Source organism: Allobosea sp. 05T422_2 (genome assembly GCF_056396265.1).
The window spans coordinates 1-19,765 of record NZ_JBFTLD010000004.1 but is presented as its reverse complement, the minus strand read 5'-3'; the positions used below and the strand labels follow the sequence as shown (position 1 = coordinate 19,765).

The following is a 19,765-nucleotide window of genomic DNA, read 5'->3' as shown; positions in this document are numbered from 1 at the left end:
AGTAAAGCGGGCCGCGGCGCTGCTTCGCTATGAGCCGGGCGGCGACGGAGAGCGAGAGCTCCTTGTCCTTACGGACGCAATCGCAGAGTATGACATGAGGGATTTTGAGAAGGCCCCGCGCTCGCGTCCTAGCGATGACCCCGCCTTTTCTCCTGGCTGACCTCAACCCAACTCGACCATCTCTACCCAATCCGGGCTGTTCCCCACCATGGCTCGGTYGGTAACACTGAGCCCGCCGCTCTCGTCGATCACATAAACTGTAGCGTGGTTGGTCGACTGTCCTAATGCCACCAGGTAGCGCCCGGTGGGGTCGATGCCGAAGCCGCGCGGCTGCGTCTCGGTAGGGATGTGCTGCAACAATCGCAATTTGCCATCTACCTCGACCGCGAAGCTCGCCAATATCGAGCTGTTCCGCTCAGAGGCATAGAGAAAGCGGCCGTCCGGCGTAATCTGGATATCAGCGCCCCAGGGCTTTGCTCTGAAGCCGACAGGCAGCATGTTGACGACCTGCTTGGTGTTGAGTGCGCCGTGTTCCGGATCGTAGTCGAAGACCGTGACCGAAGCATCGAGCTCGCCAAGTAGGTACACGGTCTTGCCGGCGGGACCGAAGATGAAATGGCGCGGCCCGGTGCCTTTCGGTAGGGCGGTCGTCCGTGGTTGCGCCAGCGTCCCGGCAACCTGGTCGAAATCGAAGCTGTAGACCACGTCGCCGCCCAGACTTGTCGCCAAAACATGCCGGTCGGATCGGTCGCCCATGATGCCATGGGCGTTCGGCGCAGTTGGAATACGCTGCGCTACCGGCTGCGCGACGCCGTCGGTCGCGATCGGACTTACCGTGACGACATTTCCGTCATAGGAAGCGCCGAACAGGAAGCGTCCGCTGAGATCGGTGCGAATATAGGCGACGCTCTCCGCCATCGCGGCAAAGCCAAGTTCAGACAGCGCACCGGTGGCCCGGTCGATTCGGAAGGTTGCGACGCCGCGTGGCGCCCCACGCATGGCGGCGTAGAGGAACTCTCGACCCGGCGACAGTGCTAACGGCAGCGAGCGGCCGGGTTCGGTCACGCCTGGGAAGGGCATGCGCTGGATCGGGCTCAGCGTACCGCTTTTGCCAGAGAGCCGCAGCACACTGATATCACCGCCCAATCCATTGCCAATATAAACGGCGAGATCGGCCTGTTCTCTGGCATGATGAGGCGACATGCACGGCTCCTATTGCTTCCCGGGGGCCCGACCAAATCAGGACTTACTTGATGATTATGGGGCTGCTCTAACCCTCAGGGCATCCCAGCCCGAGGCAGATCCGACCTTGATCAACTTAGAGCAGGGGACGTCTAGCTGCGAGGCCTCGCAGGAGCGGCCAGCGCCTGCGCCACGGCCGCGAATGGCGCCGTGCTCGGCAAAGACCATCCTCTTATAGGCATGGACATCGCCGAGCCCGACTAGATGCCGGCGGGGGACGGCGTATTCGCCGAGATAGCTGCCGGAATCCGACATTGCCATTAGGCATAAGCCGTCGAGCCATCCGGGCGGCACGGGACCTTCCGCTCCCAATGAACGTAGTCCTCCTTGGCCAGGACATTCATGTCCATCTCGACCCCCCAGCCCGGGCGATCGGGCCGCAATTGCAGATAGCCATCCCTTGGCAGATAGGGGTCCTTGACGTACCAGGCCCCCTGCGAGCGATCGGGCTGGGCAATGGCGTCGCCGCTGCCGTCGCCAAAGGCATAGTTGGGGCCGTGCGGCAGCCGGTATTCCAGAATCCGGAAATTGGGCTGCGCAGCCGAGAAATGCAGGTTCACGGCGGTGGCCAGCGGCCCCATCGGGTTGTGGGGCGCGATGGTCACGTAGTGTGCCTCGGCAATCGCGGCGATCTTGCGCATCTCCAGCAGACCGCCAACGACGCAAATATCGGGTTGGATGATGTCGCAGCCCTTGACCGAGAGCAGCCGCAGGAACTCGAAACGGCTGTACAAAGACTCGCCCGTCGCCAGCGTGCAGGCGAGGCCGCGCTTCAGCTCGCCCCAGGCTTCGAAGTTTTCGGGCCGGAGCGGTTCCTCAAAGAAGAGCGGATCGTAGGGGGCAAGCGCGTTACCGAGCTGCATCGCCTGCCCGACTTCGAAGATCTTGGCATGAGCGTCAAAGGCGATCTCATAGTCCGAACGCACGGTCTCGCGCAGATTGCGAAAATACTCGGCGCTGGTTCGCACGACCTCGCCCCAGCGATGCGCGTGCATGTCGATCCGATAGGGACTGAGCTTGAACGCCGTCAGCCCCCACTGCTCGTTCAGCGCGTTGAGTTCGTCGCGCGCAATGGCCGGGTCTGGGGCGGTGTAGACACCGGCATAGACACGCACCTTGTCGCGCACATTGCCGCCAAGCAGCATGTAGACCGGCACGCCAAGAGCCTTGGCCGAGATGTCCCAAAGGCAATGGTCGATGGCCGATATCGCCGCCAGCCCGAGTGCGCCTGGCGGAAAGCGGCTCTGCTGGAGCAGGTAGAGGATCAGGTACTCGATCCGTCGCGGGTCTTGCCCGCGGATAAACTCGAACAGGTAGTCGAGCAGAGGCAATAGCGCCCGGTCAGGCCCGTGATTGTAGCACTCGCCCCAGCCGGTCAATCCGTCATCGGTGTCGATGGCGACAACTACACGGGGACGATCCTTGTCGCGCGACATATAAGCCCGCAAGCGCTCGATCTTCATAGGCTCAGTCCTTGAAATAGACGCCGCGCTTCCAGCGCGACTGCACGTAGACATGCTCGCGGAAAGTTCCCTCGGCATAGGAGCCGGCCCCCTCCGTCACGGGGATCGAGACATTCATCTCGCTGGGCCATTGCGCGACGAAATCCTCGTCGATCTCGACACCGAGACCGGGGCGGTCGGGGACGTCGAGATAGCCGTCGCGCGAGACTGGGTGCGGGATCACCGTCTTGGCGCGGCCGTCCCAGTCATCCTCGATGCGCTCGAGGATGAGGCCATTCGGGCAGCTTGCGAGGAGATGCAGGGCAGCATATTCCGCGACCGGCCCGAGCGAGCCGGAATGTGGCGCAAGCATGATGTGATGCGCCTCTGCCATTGCCGCGATCTTCTTCATCTGGGTTATCCCGCCGGCTCGGCCGGTGTCCGGCTGGACCACGTCGATCAGGTCGCGCTCGATCAGCTCGCGTTCACCGAAGATGGTCGCCATCCGCTCACCGGCCGCCAGCGTCACCGAGGAATGGTTGCGTATKCGGGCGTAGCCGTCGAGATTATCGGGCGCGATCGGGTCCTCGACCCACATCATCTTGTAGGGCTCAAGCGCCCGGCACACCTGCGTCGCATCGGCCGGTGTGAGCCATGGTGGGCCATGCAGGTCGATGGCGATGTCCATCTCCGCGCCGACCGCCTCACGCAGCGCCGCGACCTTCCTGACGGGATCGGAGACGCCGCCGCATTTCAACGCGGTAACGCCGCGCTGCTTCAGCGACAACGCCGCCTCCGGAGTGTTGGCATGGCCGTAGATACGGATCCTGTCGCGTAGTTTGCCGCCGAGTAGGTTCCAGACCGGCGTATCCAGCGCCTTGCCCTTGATGTCCCACAACGCCATGTCGATACCGGTCATGGCGCCTGCGCCGACCACGCCGGTCATGCCGTGGCCCATGATCGCGATCTGCATCTTCTGCMAGAGCCGCTCGATATGGGTCGGATCCTCGCCGACGAGCAGCGCTTTCAGGTCCTCGACCGCCGTCCTGATGACGCGCGGCCAGCCGGAGCATTCGCCGATGCCGGTGATGCCTTCGTCGGTGACGACCTTGACGAAGAGCCAGTTGCGGCTGCCGGTGAGGTTCTTCGAGAATTGCTGGGATCCGAACGAGCCGTCCGCGGCCCAGTTCTTCAGGCTGGGGGCGCCCGCATGCATCAGGAAGGTCTTGATGTCGACGATCTTCATGGGGCTGATCCGTAGGCTCGTTAACCGGAGTAGCGGTGGCGGCGGTGGATGCTGCGCGCCCGAGGGTCGGGTCGCGGAATGGCGGAGAGCAAGGCCTGGGTATAGGCGTGCGTGGGCGTATTGCAGACTTGCTCGGCCCCACCGGTCTCGACCACCTTGCCGCGGTACATCACAGCCACCCGGTCGCACATGTAGCGGATGACGCCGATGTCGTGGCTGATGAAGACGTAGGATAAGCCGAGCTTGTCCTGCAGGTTCATCATCAGGTCGAGCATTTGCGAGCGCAGCGAGACGTCGAGCGCCGAGGTCGCCTCATCGGCGACGATGACGCGTGGGTTAAGGGAGATGGCACGCGCGATGCCGATGCGCTGGCGCTGGCCGCCGGAGAAGGCATGCGGATAGCGCTCCCGCCAGGAGGGCTCCAGGCCGACCTGGCGCAACAGTTCAGCAACCCGGTCGTCGAGCTCTTTGCCGGAGGCGATCTTGTTGACGAGCAGGGGCTCGCCGATGATCTGGGCCACCGTCATGCGCGGGTTGAGCGAACCCACCGGATCCTGGAAGATCATGCGGATCTCGCGCCGGCAGGCCCTCAGCGTCTCCTTGTCAGCCTTGAGCAGGTCGACGACCTCGCCATCGGCGCGTCGATAGTCGATCGCTCCGGCGTTGGGTTCGTAGACCCGCAGCAGGCAGCGCCCCATCGTGGTTTTGCCCGAACCGGACTCGCCGACAATGCCGAGCGTCTCCCCCGGTCTGACCTCCAGCGAGACGTCGTCGACGGCCCTGAGCGGAGCCTTGGGCGAGCCAAAATGCATTTCCAGATTGCGGACCTGCAGGACGGGCGGAGCCTCTTGCGCGATCGGCGCGCGCCTCAGCCTGATCTCGGCCTTCTGCTCGAGCTTTAGCACGGAGCTGATCAGCATGCGGGTGTAGTCGTCCTGCGGCGCGTGGAATATGGCGTCGACCGGGCCGCTCTCCATCACCTTGCCGTGGTGCATCACCAGCACCTCATCGGCAACCTCGGCGACCACGCCCATATCGTGCGTAATGAACATCACGGCCATGCCGTGCTGCCGCTGCAGCCTCCTGATCAGATCAAGGATCTCGGCCTGCGTTGTGACGTCCAGCGCGGTCGTCGGCTCGTCGGCGATGAGCAGGGAGGGATTGCAGGCGAGCGCCATCGCGATCATTACGCGCTGGCGCATGCCGCCTGAAAACTCGAACGTATAGCGGTCGACGGCGGCTTCGGGTTTGGGAATCTCGACCTGCGCCAGGAGCTCGACGCAGCGCGCGCGAGCCTCCTTCTTGCCCATGTTCAGGTGGAGCTGCAGCACCTCCATGATCTGGTCGCCTACGGTATGGACCGGCGACAGCGACGACATCGGCTCCTGGAAGATCATCGCGATCTCGCGGCCGCGGACCGCGCGGATCTCACGCCCGCGCGGGTTGAGCTTCGCGAGATCGACGGAGGTTCCATCGGGCCGGCGCAAGACCATCGCGCCCGAGACGATACGCCCAGGTGCATCGACGATTTGCAGGATCGAGCGCGCGGTCACGCTCTTGCCCGAGCCGCTCTCGCCGACGATGCAGAGCGTCCTGCCACGCTGGAGCGTGAACGAGACTCCGTCGACAGCTTTGACGACGCCGTTGCGCACCGGGAAGTGCGTCACGAGATCCCTGACTTCGAGGATCGTCGGCGCCGGCGCGGCGGGGCGCAGCTCCTGGCCGATGGCGAGATCGATGACGCTCATTTGTTGTACGGATCGGCGGCATCGCGCAATCCGTCTCCAAGGAAGTTGAGGGCGATCACGGCGATCACCACGGCGACGCCGGGCGCGAACAGCCAGGGCGCGGTCGCGATCGAGCGGATGTTCTGTGCCTCGCGCAGCAATACGCCCCAGGAGATGGTCGGCGGCTGCAGCCCCAGGCCGAGAAAGCTGAGCGCGGTCTCTGCGAGGATCATGGCCGGGATCGCCAGCGAGATCGACGCGATGATGTGGCTGGCGAAGCTCGGCAGCATGTGGCGGAAGATGACCCGTCCTTCAGAGGCACCGTCGAGCCGCGCCGCGGTGACGAATTCTTCGGTACGCAGGCTCAGGAAGCGGCCCCGCACGACCCTGGCGAGCTGGGCCCAGCCGGTCAGCGACAGGATCAGCGTGATCATGAAATAGTTGAGGGTCGCGGGCCAATCCTGCGGCAGGGCTGCCGACAGCGCGAGCCAGATCGGGATGCTAGGTAGCGACAGCACGAACTCGATGACGCGCTGTACCGCAAAGTCGATGCGACCGCCGTAATATCCGGAGATGCCGCCGAGCAGGATGCCGATAGTCAGCGAAAGCAGGACGCCGACCAGGCCGACCGACAGGGAAATCTGGGCGCCCTGGATGATACGGCTGTAAACGCAGCGGCCGAGCCGATCCGTCCCGAGCAGAAAGATCGGCTGGGCCTTGTTTTCCGAGGCGATCAGGTGGGTCGTAGTGCTGAACAGCCCGAACAGCCTGTACTCGAAACCTTGGCCGAAGAACGTAAGATAGGTTTTGCGGGCCTTGTCTTCGCTATAGACCGCTGAGAGCGTCTGCGGATCGCGCTTAAACACCGAAGGATGGATAAAGGGCCGGAAAGACCAGCTCCCATCCGCCCCCCTGTCGATGAAATGGATAGCCTGCGGTGGATGGAATGCCGCCCGTGCGTTCTGCTGCGACGGATCATTGATGGCGAAGAAACCCGGGGCAATGGCGATGATGTAAAGAAACACCGTGACGATCAGCCCCGCCATGGCAAGATGGTGGCGCTTGAACGCCCACCAGACGAGCTGCCATTGCGAGGCAACGGCCAGCCGGGTGCTGTCGACGGATGAAAGGGCGGTGTCGGTCATTACCYATTCCAGCCTGATGCGGGGGTCGACGAGGGCGAGCAGGATATCGCTGATGAGAGAGCCGATGAGCGTGAGCGTGCAGATCAGCAGCACGAACGCGCCGGCCAGATACATGTCCTGGCTCATCAGCGACTGGAGCAGGAGAGGCCCCGCCGTCGGCAGGCTAAGCACGATGGCGACGATGATCGAACCGGAGACGAGGTTCGGCAACAGCCAGGAAATCGTCGAGATGAACGGATTGAGGGCCAGGCGAACCGGGTACTTCACCAGCAGATGGAATTCCGAGAGGCCCTTGGCGCGCGCCGTCGTGACATAGGGCTTGTGCAGCTCGTCCAGCATGTTGGCGCGCATGACGCGGATCAGGCTGGCGGTGCCGGAGACAGCGAGAATGATGACGGGAATCCAGAGATGGTGCAGCAGGTCGATGACCTTGCCGATGCTCCAGGGGGCCGTGAGATACTGCTCGGAGAAGAGCCCGCCGACCTCCTGCCCGAATTCGACGGCTGCGACATACATCAGCACGAGCGCGAGCAGGAAGCTCGGAATGGCGAGGCCGAGGAAGCTGAAGAAGGTGACGATATAGTCGCCGATCGAATACTTCTTGACGGCCGAGAACACGCCGATCGGCAGTGCGATGCCCCAGGTCGCGAGTAGCGTCGAGAAAGTCAGCACCAGGGTCAGCGCCATCCGCTCCCAGATCAGGTCACTGACCGGCTGTTGCCATTCGAAGCTGAGGCCAAAATCACCTCTGAGCACGATGCCGCTGATCCATTTGAAATATTGGACGATCATCGGCTGATCGAGCCCGAAGCGGATTCTCAGATCGGCCGCCGTGTTCTGATCGACCACTTCGTTCGAGGCTGCGAGCGTCGCGATATAGGTCGTGACGAAGTCGCCCGGAGGAAGCTGGATCAGCACGAAGGACAGAAAACTGACGACGATCAGCGAGGGCACCATCCAGAGGAGGCGCTTGGCGATGAAGCGGAGCATGGCACTGCCTGTTGGGTGAGACGGCCCGGCCACGCTCGCGGCGCGGCCGGGCTGTCGTCGCTCACGTCGCGAAGAAGAACTGCTGAGGCAGGGCCGGGCCGGGATTGGGCCAGGTCCAGGCGTTGGGATATTTCGCCGGCACGTTCTGTAGGTTGTTCTTGCAGATGCCGAAGGCGTTCACCGCGAGGCAGATGCCGATGGTCTCAAAGGCGTCGGCGGTGATGTCGAAGACCTGCTTCATCAGCGCGGTGCGCTTCTCCAGGTCGGCCGTGGCGCGCGCCTGGTCGAACAGCTTCATGCGCTGCTTCTGGCCCTCCGGCGGTTCCTGGCCGTCCTTGCCGCCCGAGACGTACCATTGCGCCCACGGAATCGCGTAGCGCGAGCCCTGAGTGTGCTGGGCGAAGTAGTCACGCGGGTCGAGCATCGGGTCGAGTCCGCCGGGGCCCGGCCAGACGGCGGCATCATGGTCGTTGTTGTCGCCGCGCGTGTAGTAAAGGGCGCGCTCGATCGTGTTGACCTTGATGTCGACGCCGATTTCGGCCCAGTGGCGCTTCACCAGTTCGAGCGCATCGACCTCATCGGGATACAGCGTTGGAATCACGTCGATGGCGAAGAAGACCCTCTGCCCGTCCGGTCGCAGCCTGATGCCGTTGGCATCCTTCTTGGCGTAGCCGAGCTTGTCGAGAATGGCGTTGGCCTGGGCTGGGTCGTGGCTGGTGAACTGCTCGGACAAGCCGGCGTGATACCAGGGATGGCCGGGGCGGGGCCCAGTCTGATGCGGCTGCGACTGGCCGAGATAGACGAGGTCGATGATCTCCTTGCGGTCCATGCCCAACGAGAGCGCCTTGCGGAACTCCTTGTTGGCGAACATCTCGCGCATCTTGGCGTCCTTGTGCGTCATGTTCAGATAGATCTGAACCTGCTGCGACGAGGAGCTGATCAACTCGATCAGGCGGTAGCCGCCCTTCTGCATGTTCTGCGACAGGGTCGGCTTGTTCTGGAGCGTGTCGAGATGGCGCTCCTGGATGTCGAGGCGCCCGGAAATCGCATCCAGCATCAGCGACTCGACGTCCTGCGAGATGCTGAAGCTGAGCCTGTCGATATAGGGCAGCTGGTTACCGGCAGTGTCGACCTGCCAGAAATAGGGATTGCGTTCCATCACGACGCGCGTGGCGCCGCCGGTATAGGGCTCCTTGATGACCCAGGGGTCGAGCGTCGGCTTGTCGGCATTGCCCCAGCGCGATGGAATCTCGATATCGCCGCACTTGTTGCGGAACAGCGTTCCCCAGTCGGACAGGTTCGCCGCCTTGACCAACTCCGCCACGCCGGAATTGTATTTCGGGTGGAACTGGCTGCAGTAATGCTTGGCGAACAGCGTCGGGTGTTGTCCTAGCGGGGTCGCCATCATCTCGAGAAACAGCGCGTAGGGGCTGGCGAAGGTGAACTTGACCGTCGTCTCGTCGACCTTGGTCGCCGTGCCCGGCTTGTTGTCGATGACGATCGGCGAGGGGGCGGACTTATAGAGTTCGGTGTTCTTGGCGCAGTCCTCGATCGAGAAGACGATGTCATCTGCGGTGAAGGGCTTGCCGTCAGACCATTTCATGCCCTTGCGCAGGTAGAAGGTGAACTCGGTCGAGTCCGCGTTGACCTCCCATTTGTCGGCGACGTTCGGCAGGACCTCGGTGAAAGCAAGGTTCCAGCGCACCAAGCCCTGGTTGCCGACCATGCGCAGAATTCCGTTATGGTCGGAGGAGCCGCGCAGGCCGCGCCGGAGCGAGCCGCCGTAGCGGCCGACCTTGTCGACCTTGATTACCAGCGGGTTGGCAGAGACGCGCTCGGCCAGCGGCGGCAGCTTGCCCTCCGAGGCCAGCTTTGCGAGGGCCGGCGCCTCCTTGGCGGTTTGGGCGAAGGCGGCGTGGGGCAGCGTCGAGAGCGCGGTGGCGCCGGCAAGCCCTTTCAGCATATCGCGGCGGTCGAGTCCGCGGCGCCGGTGTGGTCCTCTTTGCGTATCCCTGCTCATGCCATCCTCCCGGATTGAGATATTGCCGGCCTGTTGGCCGTGTAGCTGAGGGTCGAGGCGTGGTGGCGCGGCCACCTGTTCACGTCATGCCAGTCCGATCCGCACTTTCGCCGAGATGGTTGCGCCGGGGTCGAGCACGCGCATCCCAGTTCCAGAATGTCCCGCTGCCGCGAGATTGAAGGCATCAGCGACATGGCTGACCGGCTCCAGGCAGAGATAGCTGCCGCCGGCCGGGACATGGAAGACGAGGTGGTCGAGAGGAGCGCTGGCCTGGATGAGGATCCGTGTGCCGTCCCGGCGATGTATTGAGGCGCCCCCGTCCCAGCCAGAATAATAGGCCGTGGTTGCCTCGCCGCCATGAGGCGAATCGTAGTGCCGGTCGCGGCCAGTGAGCGAGTGGAGCTGCTGGCCGCAGCCATCGGCGTCCTGATCCCAAAGGGCTTCGCAGTTGAACGTGATGCGGTCGCCCTGGGACACGGCGAAATAGGGGTGAATGCCCAAGCCGACCGGCATCGGCGAGACCGCATGGCTCTCGACGTAGATCTCGTGGGTCAGGCCCGAGGGATCGAGCGCCATGCGCTGGACGGCCTCGAACGCCCAGGGCCATCCCGCCAGATCATCTTGAGGCTCGAAGCGATAGTGCAGCTCGATCTCCGCGCTCGCGTGCCGCATCACGGTCCAGGGCCGCGWCTGGCTGAAGCCGTGCAGTGCGTGCGGAGCCGCGGCCGGGTGCGGCACGAGCGCGACCCGGGTTTCGCCGAAGCGGAAGGCGGCATCGCGGACGCGATTGGAAAAGGGCACGAGCGGGTAGCTGCCCGCCTTCGGCCAATATGCGCGATCGAATCCGGCAGCGGRCATTGGCACCAGAACGTCGCTGCGCAGGCCGTTGGGTCCCTCGCGCCAGAGGGACGCTATGCGCCCACCGTCCAACGGCCGCACCGCCGCTCTCATCGGTCCCGCCGCGAGAGGGTAGACAGACGGCGAGGTCTCCGCAGAACGGAACTGTGCCGCCGTTGCGTCCGCCATTGTCACGTTTCGTCCCCAATACCTGTCGGGATGTCCCCGATCTTAAAGGGAAGGCTAGGATTGGTGCGACGCACTGTCAACGAGCATTCTTACTATGTATAAAAGTATCGACCATTTCGCAGCTGCAGCATGGAAGTTTCTTACATCGTGATACTGAGCCATTGCAGGCGCTTGTACGTCTGCGTAAGCTGAGGCCCGCCGCATCAGCCCGGTTCGACAGGCCCGCCCCCGTTTCATGCGCAATCATGCCACCAGCCTCGAGCAGGATATCGTGCCGGACGAAGAGGGGCGGCGCGGCGAATCTCTCATCGAGGTGCGAGGCACCAGGCTCGTCGGCAAGGCGCTGAACCTGCTCGACCTGATCGCCTCTGCGCCTGGCGAGCACCGCGCGCAGACCCTGGCCGATGAGTTGGGCCTTCCACGCAGCACTGTCTATCGCATCATCAATACGCTGCAGCAGCGTGGGCTGGTGCGCGTCGACGCCAGCGGGCAGGGATATTTCCCGGGCTTCAAGTTTCTCGAATACGCTCAGGCTGTCTGGCCGATCCCGGATCTGCCGATGCTCGCCATGACGGAACTCCGCTGGCTTCACGAGCTCAGCGGTGAAACCGTCTATTTCGCCGCGCCCGGCGGCGCAGACATGATCATCATCCAGAAGATCCTAAGCCTTTATCCGATCAGCACGGGCGCGCCATTGGGGAGCCTGCGGCCGCTTTACTGCTCGGGAATGGGCAAGGCGCACCTGGCGGCGCTGGCGCCGGACGAGCGGGAGGCCCTGATTGGCCGCATGAGCTTCGAGCGCGTCACGGATCGGACGATCACGGACCCGGCCCAGCTTCGCTCGCAGCTCGATGTGTTCCAACTGCGCGGCTATGCCATCGACGACGAAGAGTTCATGGAGGGTATTCGCTGCGTCAGCGCCTCCGTGCCCGGCGAGAGCGGCGTGCCGCTCGGTGCATTCACCGTGTCGGGCCCCTGTTATCGGATGACGCTGGAGCGGGTTAATCAGCTCGGACCTGAGGTCGCGGCCGCGGCCAGGCGCCTTGGCGAGGTCGTGAAGCGGCACGGAGGTATGCGCCCACGAGCCCGGCCCGATATTGCGCAGGTGCCACTGGCCTACAATGGGCGCTCATTCCTGGGAAAGTCGCCGAGTTGGGACGGGGCGACGAACTCGCTGCTTTGGTTGGACGCACTGGCGCCCGCCATCATGCGCTCTCGCGTCGAGGAACCTGCGGCGCCACCCCGGTCCGAGGTGATGGCCCAATTCACCTCGCCGGTGCTGGCCCTGAGCTCGATCGGCGAGGGGCGTTGGTTCGTGGCGACGGAAAAGGGCGCGATGACCGTCGACCGGGCCGCGCGCCTGACCGATCTGAGCCCGGCGCTTTCGCTGGAATTGCTTCCCCGCATCACCTGCGCTTGCCACGGGCCGGACGGACAAATCTGGCTCGGGGTTGGGGAAACGCCGAGTCCGCAAAGCCGCCCCGGGCTCTATCGCCTGATTGACGGGACCCCCGTACTTGAAGTGGAACTGCCGGCCACACCCACAGACATGCTGATCGACGCGCCTGGGCGCCATCTCTACGTCGCGCTCAGGGAGGCCGGCGATATCATCCGCTTCCCGATCAGGACGGGCAACAGACTCGGGAGCCTGGGGCTGGTCGCACGCGTCGATGCCCTGCACGGGCGCCCCATGGCCCTGACCCTGGAAGAGCCGGATTACCTGTGGGTCGCGCTATGGGACGGCTGGAGCCTGGCACGCCTGCAGCGCGACGGTTCCGACATGCGGCTTTTATCCTTGCCTGTGCCGCGTCCGACCGGGCTGACCTTCGGTGGGAGGCGCGGGGACTTGCTTTACGTTACAAGCGGCCGGATCGGATTGACACCGCAGCAGATTGCCGAGGCTCCGGCATCCGGGAGCGTCTTTGCCCTCGACGGGCGGCTTCGAGCCGCCTTGCTGCGCTGAGCCGGAGAAGCATCGGAGCACCCACCTCGTTTCAAAAAAAGAGCCGGGAGAAGACGCATGGAACTGCAAGAGCCGACCGTCGTTCGTAACCTGCTGATCACGGGCGGCGCCGGCAATATTGGGCGAAAACTGCGCCAGGAACTCGGCAGCCGCTTCGCCCGCATCCGCATTCTAGACACTGTCGCCCCGGCGAGCCTCGCGACCAACGAGGAAACCGTGCAGGTCGATATCGCCGACATCGGCGCCGTCGAGCGGGCGATGATGGGCATGGACGGGGTGATCCACATGGCGGGCGTCGTGCGCGAAGCGCCGTTCGAGTCCATTCTGCAGACAAATGTCGTCGGCACCTGGAACGTCTATGAAGCGGCACGACGTCAAGGCGTAGGCCGCGTCGTATTTGGCTCGAGCAACCACGCCGTCGGCTTCTATCCCAGGCATCAGCGCATCGACGAGACGGTCCTGCCGCGACCAGACGGACGCTACGGGCTCAGCAAGTGCTGGGGGGAGGCAGTGGGCGCGCTCTATGCCGACAAGTACGGTATCCGCAGCATGCATGTGCGGATCGGCAATGCCGCCGACATTCCCGCCAGCGCCCGTACGCTCAAGATCTGGATCAGTGGGCGCGATCTTGCCCAGCTCTGCCTGATCGGGCTGGAGCATCCCGACATCCACAACACTATTGTCTACGGTGTCTCCGACAATGCCGGCGGATGGTACGACAATGCGGTCGCATATGGGCTGGGCTACCGGCCCAAGGACCGTGCCGACGACTATGCCGAGGAGGCCATGGCTGGGGAAGCCGAGCTGACCCATGAGCCGCCTGCGCTGTATTTTCAAGGTGGCGGCTTCTGCTCGCTTGAATATGCCGGTGCACCGGTTCCTCCACCCGCAGCGGGTGTCTGAGACGCCGCGCCCGTTTGACCGCGATCATTCCAACTCCCCCCGTGCAGCCGAGGCCCCCGRTGCGCATCACCGATGTCCGTGTCACTCCGATCGCCTTCCGCGACCCGCCGCTCCTCAACGTCAACGGCGTGCACGAACCCTGGGCCCTGCGCAGCATCATCGAGGTCGAAACCTCGGAGGGCCATGTCGGGCTCGGGGAGAGCTATGGCGATCTGGAGACGCTGGCCAATCTCGACAAGGCGAAGGCGGGGCTAATCGGTCTCGACCCGTTCGACCTGAATGGCTTGACGCAGGTCGTCTATGCTGCGGTGGGCGATAACCCCGACCCCGGCCAAACCTTTGCACCCGCAGGCGACAAGGCCCGCGCCTCGGCGCTCTCCGCCTTCGAGGTCGCCTTCCTCGATCTGCAGGGCCAACTCACCGGCCGGCCGCTCTACGACCTGCTCGGCGGCAAGCTGCGTGACCGCGTGCCCTACAGCGCCTATCTGTTCTACAAGTTCGAACGGCACAAGGATGATCCCGGCTATCCTGCCGATGATTGGGGCGAGGCGCTCAGCCATGAACAAATKGTCGAGCAGGCGCGCCGGATGGTGGCGGAATTCGGCTTCGGCTCAATCAAGCTCAAGGCCGGCGTGTTCGAACCCGATTTCGAGATCGAGACGCTCCGGCACCTGCGCAAGGCGTTTCCGGACCACCCGCTGCGGATCGACCCCAATGGCGGCTGGTCGGTCGAGACGACGCGGCGGGTGATGCCGCAGTTGGTCGGGCTGCTCGAATATCTCGAAGACCCGACAAGGACGCTCACCGAGATGGGGCAGGTCGCGACGTTCGCGCCGATGCCGCTCGCCACCAACATGGTCACGATCGCCTTCGGGCATATTCCCGAAACGATACGCCTGAATGCCGTTCAGGTCGTTCTGTCCGACCACCATTATTGGGGTGGCCTGCGCGCCACCCAGCATCTGGCCCATCTCGGCCGTGTCTTCGGCTTCGGGATCTCGATGCACTCGAATTCTCATATGGGCATCAGCCTGGCAGCGATGACTCATGTCGGCGCTACGATCCCCAACCTCGCCTATGCTTGCGACACACACTACCCGTGGCAGGTCGAGGAGGTGATTGAGGGCGGCAAGCTCCAGATCGAGAACGGCTCGCTTGCGCCGCCGGATGGACCCGGGCTCGGCGTGCGGCTGGACCGTACGGCGTTGAAGCGCCTACACCAGCAGTATCTCGATTGCGGCATTCGAGTGCGCGACGACACCAAGGAGATGCGCAAATACCAGCTGGACTTCAATTCGGCGCGCCCGCGTTTTTGAAGTGGCTCTCGGGTTCCCACGGGCGCTGAAGCCCGCAAGAGGCTTTGAATTACTGCGAGGCTTGGAGTGATCAGAGGAGTTGGAGCGAGCCTGCGGCTGTTTTACCGCGCTCGGTCTTCAAATCGAACGCTACCTTCTGCCCTTCTATCAGAGTCATCATGCCAGCCTCTTTCACGGCCGCGATATGTACAAACACGTCCTTGCCGCCATCCGAAGGCTGAATGAACCCGAAACCCTTCTCAGTATTGAACCATTTCACGTTTCCGGTCGCCATAGTCGCATCCCCCGACGATTGCATCTTTTGAGCCGCCGGATGCGCGTATCCGAAGACCCGCCGGGAAGGAATTGCCCGAAAACCAAGGTTGTCGAGGCCAAACATGAAGCATGACGGCTGGCGATTACCGTCGGTCCAACAACTCAACTGTGAGTTGCTGTCGAATGACGATGTAACGCCAATATAAATCTCCGCCAATCGCGTATCGATAACACGCTGCCTCGCTGCGACCTTTCGCAAAGGCAATTGACATGCCGGAGCCCGAGAAAGTGTTGAGGCCGAGCTTGTCGTGCTGCGCGGCGTCGCGCACGGCATCGGCGATCTTCTGCGCCCCGCGATACGAACGGTGTAGGCAGCGCCGCAACCAACCGCTGGCCTGCCATTGACTCAGATTCAGTTTCGCCAATCTGCAACCGATCACTGGCAGAGAACTCGGCAAGGTGGTTGGCATGGAGATGAGCCGCGACACCGATGCGAGTCGCTGAAGCGCGCCCGGCGTCAGCTCAGCCGGGCCAAGCTGCCCGCGCGACCGAGACAAGCTATCCGCGTAGACAGCAGAGAATCGGCCTTAGGAAACCATTTGGAGGGATGGCTCGRCATTGTTCAACATGTAGCCGCGTCCCCAAACCGTCTCGATGTAGTTCGCTCCGCCCGATGCATCTGCGATTTTCCGTCTCACCTTGCAGATGAAGACGTCCACGATCTTGAGCTCGGGCTCGTCCATCCCACCGTAAAGGTGATTGAGGATCATTTCCTTTGACAGGGTGAACCCACGGCGGCTCGCCAAGAACGCAACGATCTCATATTCCTTGCCAGTCAAACGAACGGGCTTCCCGGCGACGTCAACCGTTTTTGAATCCAGATCGATGCAGAGGTCTCCGACCCGGACCGTGCGGTTTTCGGTCCCGTTGCAGCGACGCTCCAAAGTCCGCAGGCGTGCAAGAAATTCGTCTCGGTGGAATGGCTTTGTCAGGTAGTCGTCCGCCCCTGCAATCAGCGAACGGACCTTCTGTTGAACCTCATTGATACCCGAGAGGATCATCAGAGGAGTGTTGATGGATGATGCTCGGAGTTTCGTGAGCACCTGAATTCCTGGCATGTCTGGTAAACCAAGATCCAGAATTATCAGGTCAAACGGCGCCGCCTGAGCGAGGGCGAAGCCATCGGCTCCATAGGCTGTCTTGGTGACTTCGATGTTCTCCAGCTTGAGAAACATCTCGATGCTCTGCGCGATCGATGCGTCGTCCTCAATTAATAAAACGCGCATGGTAAACTCCGATTCGCAGCGGATAATTTGGCGAGGATGGCCGAAGTATGGTTAATAATTCAAGATTTTTTCGAGGGTATTTTCAAAATCCGTGGCGTATTCGCGAAAATCTGCAGGTATTCGTGGAGGGCTTGGATCAGTTGGCGCGCTGAGGGCACGCTTTGAAATCGGCGATTAGCTCCGCCAGCTCCGTCAAGCGACGCAGTTCCAGGCCGTTATCTGAAGCCTCGGCGCGGATTGCAAAAATCGCTTCGCCAGTAGCCCGAACCAACGGAGCGAATTCGGGCATCATAAAACTTATTAGCATCGTCTTGAGCGTCTCTTCTGTGTCGCCGTAGCGACTGAGATACAGCTGAACACCCTCAGTGGTCTCTTCTATTGAGGCGCCGAGCAGTTGCCCATAGGCATCCGCAGCTGCCCAAATAGCAGCGTGGAATGCCAATTTGTTCTCGACCATGCGGTCAKCGCCGCCACCAAGTTTGGCGCTAATCGAAGCTGCCGTGGTGATCATGTCGAGGAAGTCTTCCAGGCGAGTAGCGACCATGCCTGGCTTCGAAGTTCGCAGCTTTCGGGAGAACATGTTGAACACAGGTACTTCTGTCGCAGACGGCTACGAAACGCATAGATTCTGCAGCTTCGCTAACACACCGCCGCGAATTGCCGCTTGTTCTTTGTAGTCATTGATTTGTTATTGCGAGCCAATTGCTACAAAAAGGCGATAATGGCACACCAAAACCCGCTGAGCGAAGCAGTAATTCAGAGGTCAAACTCAAGGTTAAAGCAACCTGAGAGGTGTCGGCTAAATCCGCTCCCAACGCTTAGATAACCGTCAGAAAAAGTGATTGATGCTGACGCTTTGCAAAAGGTGAGGGGTGCTTTACGCTTTGTTGGGTTGTCACAATAAAGCGATAGGAACAAAAATGGCGAATGGAACGGTCAAGTGGTACAACGAAACCAAAGGTTATGGATTCATCGCTCCAGACACAGGTGGTAAAGACGTCTTCGTCCATGCGACTGCCTTGGAGCGCGCTGGTCTTCGGGGTTTAGCTGAAGGTCAGAAGGTCACCTATGATTTGGAGGCCGACCGTCGCAGTGGCAAAGAGTCTGCGGCTAACCTTAAAGTTTGAAAATTAAAAGCCGCCCGATGTTTTCCGCCGAGCGGCTTTTGATTGATGGCACATTCCGATTTCGACTGCTGTCAGGCAGCCCGTGAGCGCTTCCGCCTTTGCTGACCAAGCCCCATCTTCTTGGCAAGTTGCGATCGAGCCTCGGCGTACCTGCGAAGCATCTGGACCGGCGACAGGGATAACCGTAGACAACGGTAATCCCTGCAAGCCCAATTCGGGCAATGAAAGTATCGAGCGACATCTAAAGCAATGAAGCCGCCCAAGAAGCCTTTCATCGTTGAATTTAAACAAACACGCCGCGTCCAAAGAAAGCCGCACCCATCTATTTGGGGTACCCTAGATCTGAAGGTCTCCGCGAACGAACAAGAGCCCGGATCGCAGCAGATCGATCCGCAGCGATTACCCAAGCCGGCCACCCCGGACTCGCTTGAACCTGCGAAGGCTCAGCGGATCCTGCCCGCGCTCGCAAAAGCTCCCGCCCCGGAACTGATGGAAATGCCGTCGATCGAGAGATCGACACCGAAGCGTGACGATCCAGAAGATTTCGTTCAGGCACCTGCGGCATCGAACGCGCTCACCGCGGACCCGGGGGGAGTATCGTCCGAAGTTCCAAAGGTGCGCCGGCGCTACGGGAATAGCKGGGCTCTGCCTGCGGGGGAGCGTTGGAAGCGGCGGCTACCGCCTATCTTGCGACAGACTAAGTCTGTCACTTGAATGGATCTTGGTCAGCGTCACGAGCAACTCCGGGGCATCCCAGGCAGTTCACAGCCAACGTCGCCGTTTTCTTACAGGCAAATTCCAACTCAACGATCTTATCGTGGGCGTCCGCCACCGCCGCCGAGCGGCCAAGGAGACGCGAAGTGGCAGGCCACCAGATGCCCTTCGCCGACCGGTCGCGCCTCTGGCACCTCCGTCCTGCAGCGGGGTTCGGCAATCGGGCAGCGCGGATGGAAGCGACATCCCTTGGGGATCGCGGCGGGACTCGGTGGATCGCCCGGCAGCAGGATCCGGTCCCGGACTTTTGCCGGGTGCGAAATCGGCACGGCCGAGAGGAGGGCGTGGCTATAGGGGTGCTGGGGGGCCGAGAAGAAGGTGCTCTTMGGCGCGATCTCGACGATCTGCCCTAGATACATCACGGCTACGCGGCTCGCCATGTGCTTTACGCTCGCCATGTCATGCGAGATGAAGAGATAGGCGGTGCCTTGCTCGTCCTGGAGATCCTGCAGCAGGTTGATGACCTGCGAACGCACGGAGACGTCGAGAGCGGAGACCGGTTCATCGGCGACGATGAGCTTCGGCCGCATCGCGAAGGCGCGGATGATGCCCAGGCGCTGGCGTTGCCCGCCGGAAAACTGGCGGGGCCATTGGCCGATATGGCGGGCACTGAGGCCGACGGCTTCAAGCAATCGCACCGCAGCGCTGGTTCGCTCGCCCCGCTGCGAAACGAGGCCATGCACTGCCAGCGGCTCCGTCACGATCGATCCCGCCCGCATGCGCGGGTCCAGTGACGAGAACGGATCCTGGAAGATGAATTGCAAATCGCGGCGGATGGCCTTCATGCGGGGCTGCGACAAGCCGGCGATGTCCTGCCCCTCGAACAGGATGCGCCCGCCGGTAGGATCGGTCAGGCGTAGGACAAGCCGCGCCAGCGTGGATTTTCCGCAGCCGGATTCGCCCACAAGGGCCAGCGTCTCGCCGGGATGGAGATCAAGGGACACCCCGTCGACGGCCCGAATGCCGCCAGGAGCCCGGCCGAAGGTCTTCTGCAAGTCCTCGAGCCGCAGGAGAGGTTCGCTCATGGTGCCGCGCCCGCGCTCATCGCTGCCGCTTGTGGCGTCTCCTGCGGCTGGTTCTGCCGCGCCCAGCACGCGGCGAGGTGACCATCCTCGATTTGCTCCAGMGGCGGCACCAATCTGGCACAGGGGGCGAAACATTCGGGACAGCGCGGGTGAAAGGCGCAACCCAACGGCATMTCGGTCAGATGTGGCACAGCTCCGCCAACCGTAGGCAGCCGCCGCATGGACTGCGTCTCCAGCGAAGGCGTCGCGGCCAGCAGACCGATGGAGTAGGGGTGGCT

17 protein-coding genes and 1 pseudogene are annotated in these 19,765 nt (G+C 62.5%); 4 read left to right on the top strand and 14 right to left on the bottom strand.

Annotated elements, in window-relative coordinates; all coding sequences use genetic code 11:
• Nucleotides 1–162 precede the first annotated feature (162 nt).
• The 8 genes and pseudogenes from AC1DJT_RS01490 to AC1DJT_RS01455 all read right to left on the bottom strand — a co-directional run bounded on the left by AC1DJT_RS01490 (nucleotide 163) and on the right by AC1DJT_RS01455 (nucleotide 10,751).
• The gene (locus tag AC1DJT_RS01490) at nucleotides 163–1,203 is read right to left on the bottom strand and encodes a lactonase family protein (protein WP_476833389.1); all 1,041 of its coding nucleotides are present in this window, start codon (nucleotides 1,201–1,203) and stop codon (nucleotides 163–165) included.
• Nucleotides 1,204–1,502: 299 nt separating this feature from the next.
• Entirely contained in the window at nucleotides 1,503–2,705 is a 1,203-nt protein-coding gene (locus AC1DJT_RS01485; protein WP_476769211.1) for a mandelate racemase/muconate lactonizing enzyme family protein, read from the bottom strand.
• A gap of 4 nt (nucleotides 2,706–2,709) precedes the next feature.
• Nucleotides 2,710–3,930: a mandelate racemase/muconate lactonizing enzyme family protein gene (locus AC1DJT_RS01480; RefSeq protein WP_476833388.1), complete on the bottom strand. Its 1,221-nt coding sequence runs from the start codon at nucleotides 3,928–3,930 to the stop codon at nucleotides 2,710–2,712.
• A gap of 20 nt (nucleotides 3,931–3,950) precedes the next feature.
• Nucleotides 3,951–5,678, bottom strand: coding sequence for an ABC transporter ATP-binding protein (locus tag AC1DJT_RS01475; RefSeq protein ID WP_476769213.1), 1,728 nt, complete (start codon nucleotides 5,676–5,678; stop codon nucleotides 3,951–3,953).
• The gene (locus AC1DJT_RS01470) at nucleotides 5,675–6,802 is read right to left on the bottom strand and encodes an ABC transporter permease (protein ID WP_476769214.1); all 1,128 of its coding nucleotides are present in this window, start codon (nucleotides 6,800–6,802) and stop codon (nucleotides 5,675–5,677) included. The genes AC1DJT_RS01475 and AC1DJT_RS01470 overlap by 4 nt, the downstream gene beginning before the upstream one ends.
• Nucleotides 6,803–6,808: 6 nt before the next feature.
• Nucleotides 6,809–7,792 (bottom strand): annotated as a pseudogene (locus AC1DJT_RS01465) (ABC transporter permease); the annotation flags it as partial.
• 61 nt (nucleotides 7,793–7,853) lie between these two features.
• Nucleotides 7,854–9,812, bottom strand: coding sequence for an ABC transporter substrate-binding protein (locus tag AC1DJT_RS01460; RefSeq protein ID WP_441508532.1), 1,959 nt, complete (start codon nucleotides 9,810–9,812; stop codon nucleotides 7,854–7,856).
• 84 nt (nucleotides 9,813–9,896) lie between these two features.
• Nucleotides 9,897–10,751, bottom strand: coding sequence for an aldose 1-epimerase (locus tag AC1DJT_RS01455; protein WP_476833387.1), 855 nt, complete (start codon nucleotides 10,749–10,751; stop codon nucleotides 9,897–9,899).
• Between the two features lie 322 nt (nucleotides 10,752–11,073).
• Between AC1DJT_RS01455 and AC1DJT_RS01450 the strand changes: the two genes are divergently transcribed.
• From AC1DJT_RS01450 to AC1DJT_RS01440, 3 genes are read left to right on the top strand one after another with little or no spacing between them, the layout of a single operon-like run.
• Nucleotides 11,074–12,801 (top strand): IclR family transcriptional regulator domain-containing protein, encoded by a 1,728-nt coding sequence (locus tag AC1DJT_RS01450; RefSeq protein WP_476770173.1) that lies wholly within the window; start codon nucleotides 11,074–11,076, stop codon nucleotides 12,799–12,801.
• Nucleotides 12,802–12,858: 57 nt separating this feature from the next.
• Nucleotides 12,859–13,704 (top strand): NAD-dependent epimerase/dehydratase family protein, encoded by an 846-nt coding sequence (locus AC1DJT_RS01445; RefSeq protein ID WP_476770174.1) that lies wholly within the window; start codon nucleotides 12,859–12,861, stop codon nucleotides 13,702–13,704.
• A gap of 41 nt (nucleotides 13,705–13,745) precedes the next feature.
• Entirely contained in the window at nucleotides 13,746–15,020 is a 1,275-nt protein-coding gene (locus tag AC1DJT_RS01440; RefSeq protein WP_476833386.1) for a glucarate dehydratase family protein, read from the top strand.
• A 70-nt stretch (nucleotides 15,021–15,090) separates the two neighbouring features.
• Here the strand turns inward: AC1DJT_RS01440 and AC1DJT_RS01435 are convergent, their stop codons facing one another.
• The 4 genes from AC1DJT_RS01435 to AC1DJT_RS01420 all read right to left on the bottom strand — a co-directional run bounded on the left by AC1DJT_RS01435 (nucleotide 15,091) and on the right by AC1DJT_RS01420 (nucleotide 17,105).
• Nucleotides 15,091–15,294 carry a cold-shock protein gene (locus tag AC1DJT_RS01435; RefSeq protein WP_476833408.1) on the bottom strand — a complete coding sequence of 68 codons (204 nt, stop codon included), beginning with the start codon at nucleotides 15,292–15,294 and terminating at the stop codon, nucleotides 15,091–15,093.
• 124 nt (nucleotides 15,295–15,418) lie between these two features.
• The gene (locus tag AC1DJT_RS01430) at nucleotides 15,419–15,745 is read right to left on the bottom strand and encodes a hypothetical protein (RefSeq protein ID WP_476770176.1); all 327 of its coding nucleotides are present in this window, start codon (nucleotides 15,743–15,745) and stop codon (nucleotides 15,419–15,421) included.
• Between the two features lie 117 nt (nucleotides 15,746–15,862).
• Nucleotides 15,863–16,561, bottom strand: coding sequence for a response regulator transcription factor (locus AC1DJT_RS01425; RefSeq protein ID WP_476833385.1), 699 nt, complete (start codon nucleotides 16,559–16,561; stop codon nucleotides 15,863–15,865).
• A 136-nt stretch (nucleotides 16,562–16,697) separates the two neighbouring features.
• Complete coding sequence (locus AC1DJT_RS01420) at nucleotides 16,698–17,105, bottom strand: hypothetical protein (protein WP_476833384.1); 408 nt, start codon at nucleotides 17,103–17,105, stop codon at nucleotides 16,698–16,700.
• Nucleotides 17,106–17,481: 376 nt separating this feature from the next.
• On the opposite strand from AC1DJT_RS01420, the gene AC1DJT_RS01415 reads away from it, so the two are divergent.
• A complete protein-coding gene (locus AC1DJT_RS01415) occupies nucleotides 17,482–17,688 on the top strand; it encodes a cold-shock protein (protein ID WP_441480550.1) in 207 nt (68 codons plus the stop codon).
• Between the two features lie 812 nt (nucleotides 17,689–18,500).
• Here AC1DJT_RS01415 and AC1DJT_RS01410 read toward each other — a convergent pair.
• Nucleotides 18,501–19,487 carry an ABC transporter ATP-binding protein gene (locus AC1DJT_RS01410; RefSeq protein WP_441480551.1) on the bottom strand — a complete coding sequence of 329 codons (987 nt, stop codon included), beginning with the start codon at nucleotides 19,485–19,487 and terminating at the stop codon, nucleotides 18,501–18,503.
• Nucleotides 19,484–19,765 (bottom strand): oligopeptide/dipeptide ABC transporter ATP-binding protein (locus AC1DJT_RS01405; protein ID WP_476833383.1); only part of this gene is annotated, 282 nt, incomplete at its 5' end. The genes AC1DJT_RS01410 and AC1DJT_RS01405, both read right to left, overlap by 4 nt.

Excerpts from the sequence above, each read along its gene's own strand:
- AC1DJT_RS01475 (WP_476769213.1), bottom strand. The coding sequence starts at position 5,678 with ATGAGCGTCATCGATCTCGCCATCGGCCAGGAGCTGCGCCCCGCCGCG.
- AC1DJT_RS01460 (WP_441508532.1), bottom strand. The coding sequence starts at position 9,812 with ATGAGCAGGGATACGCAAAGAGGACCACACCGGCGCCGCGGACTCGAC.
- AC1DJT_RS01435 (WP_476833408.1), bottom strand. The coding sequence starts at position 15,294 with ATGGCGACCGGAAACGTGAAATGGTTCAATACTGAGAAGGGTTTCGGG.
- AC1DJT_RS01445 (WP_476770174.1), top strand. The coding sequence starts at position 12,859 with ATGGAACTGCAAGAGCCGACCGTCGTTCGTAACCTGCTGATCACGGGC.
- AC1DJT_RS01415 (WP_441480550.1), top strand. The coding sequence starts at position 17,482 with ATGGCGAATGGAACGGTCAAGTGGTACAACGAAACCAAAGGTTATGGA.
- AC1DJT_RS01470 (WP_476769214.1), bottom strand. The coding sequence starts at position 6,802 with ATGACCGACACCGCCCTTTCATCCGTCGACAGCACCCGGCTGGCCGTT.
- AC1DJT_RS01430 (WP_476770176.1), bottom strand. The coding sequence starts at position 15,745 with ATGCCAACCACCTTGCCGAGTTCTCTGCCAGTGATCGGTTGCAGATTG.
- AC1DJT_RS01485 (WP_476769211.1), bottom strand. The coding sequence starts at position 2,705 with ATGAAGATCGAGCGCTTGCGGGCTTATATGTCGCGCGACAAGGATCGT.
- AC1DJT_RS01450 (WP_476770173.1), top strand. The coding sequence starts at position 11,074 with ATGCGCAATCATGCCACCAGCCTCGAGCAGGATATCGTGCCGGACGAA.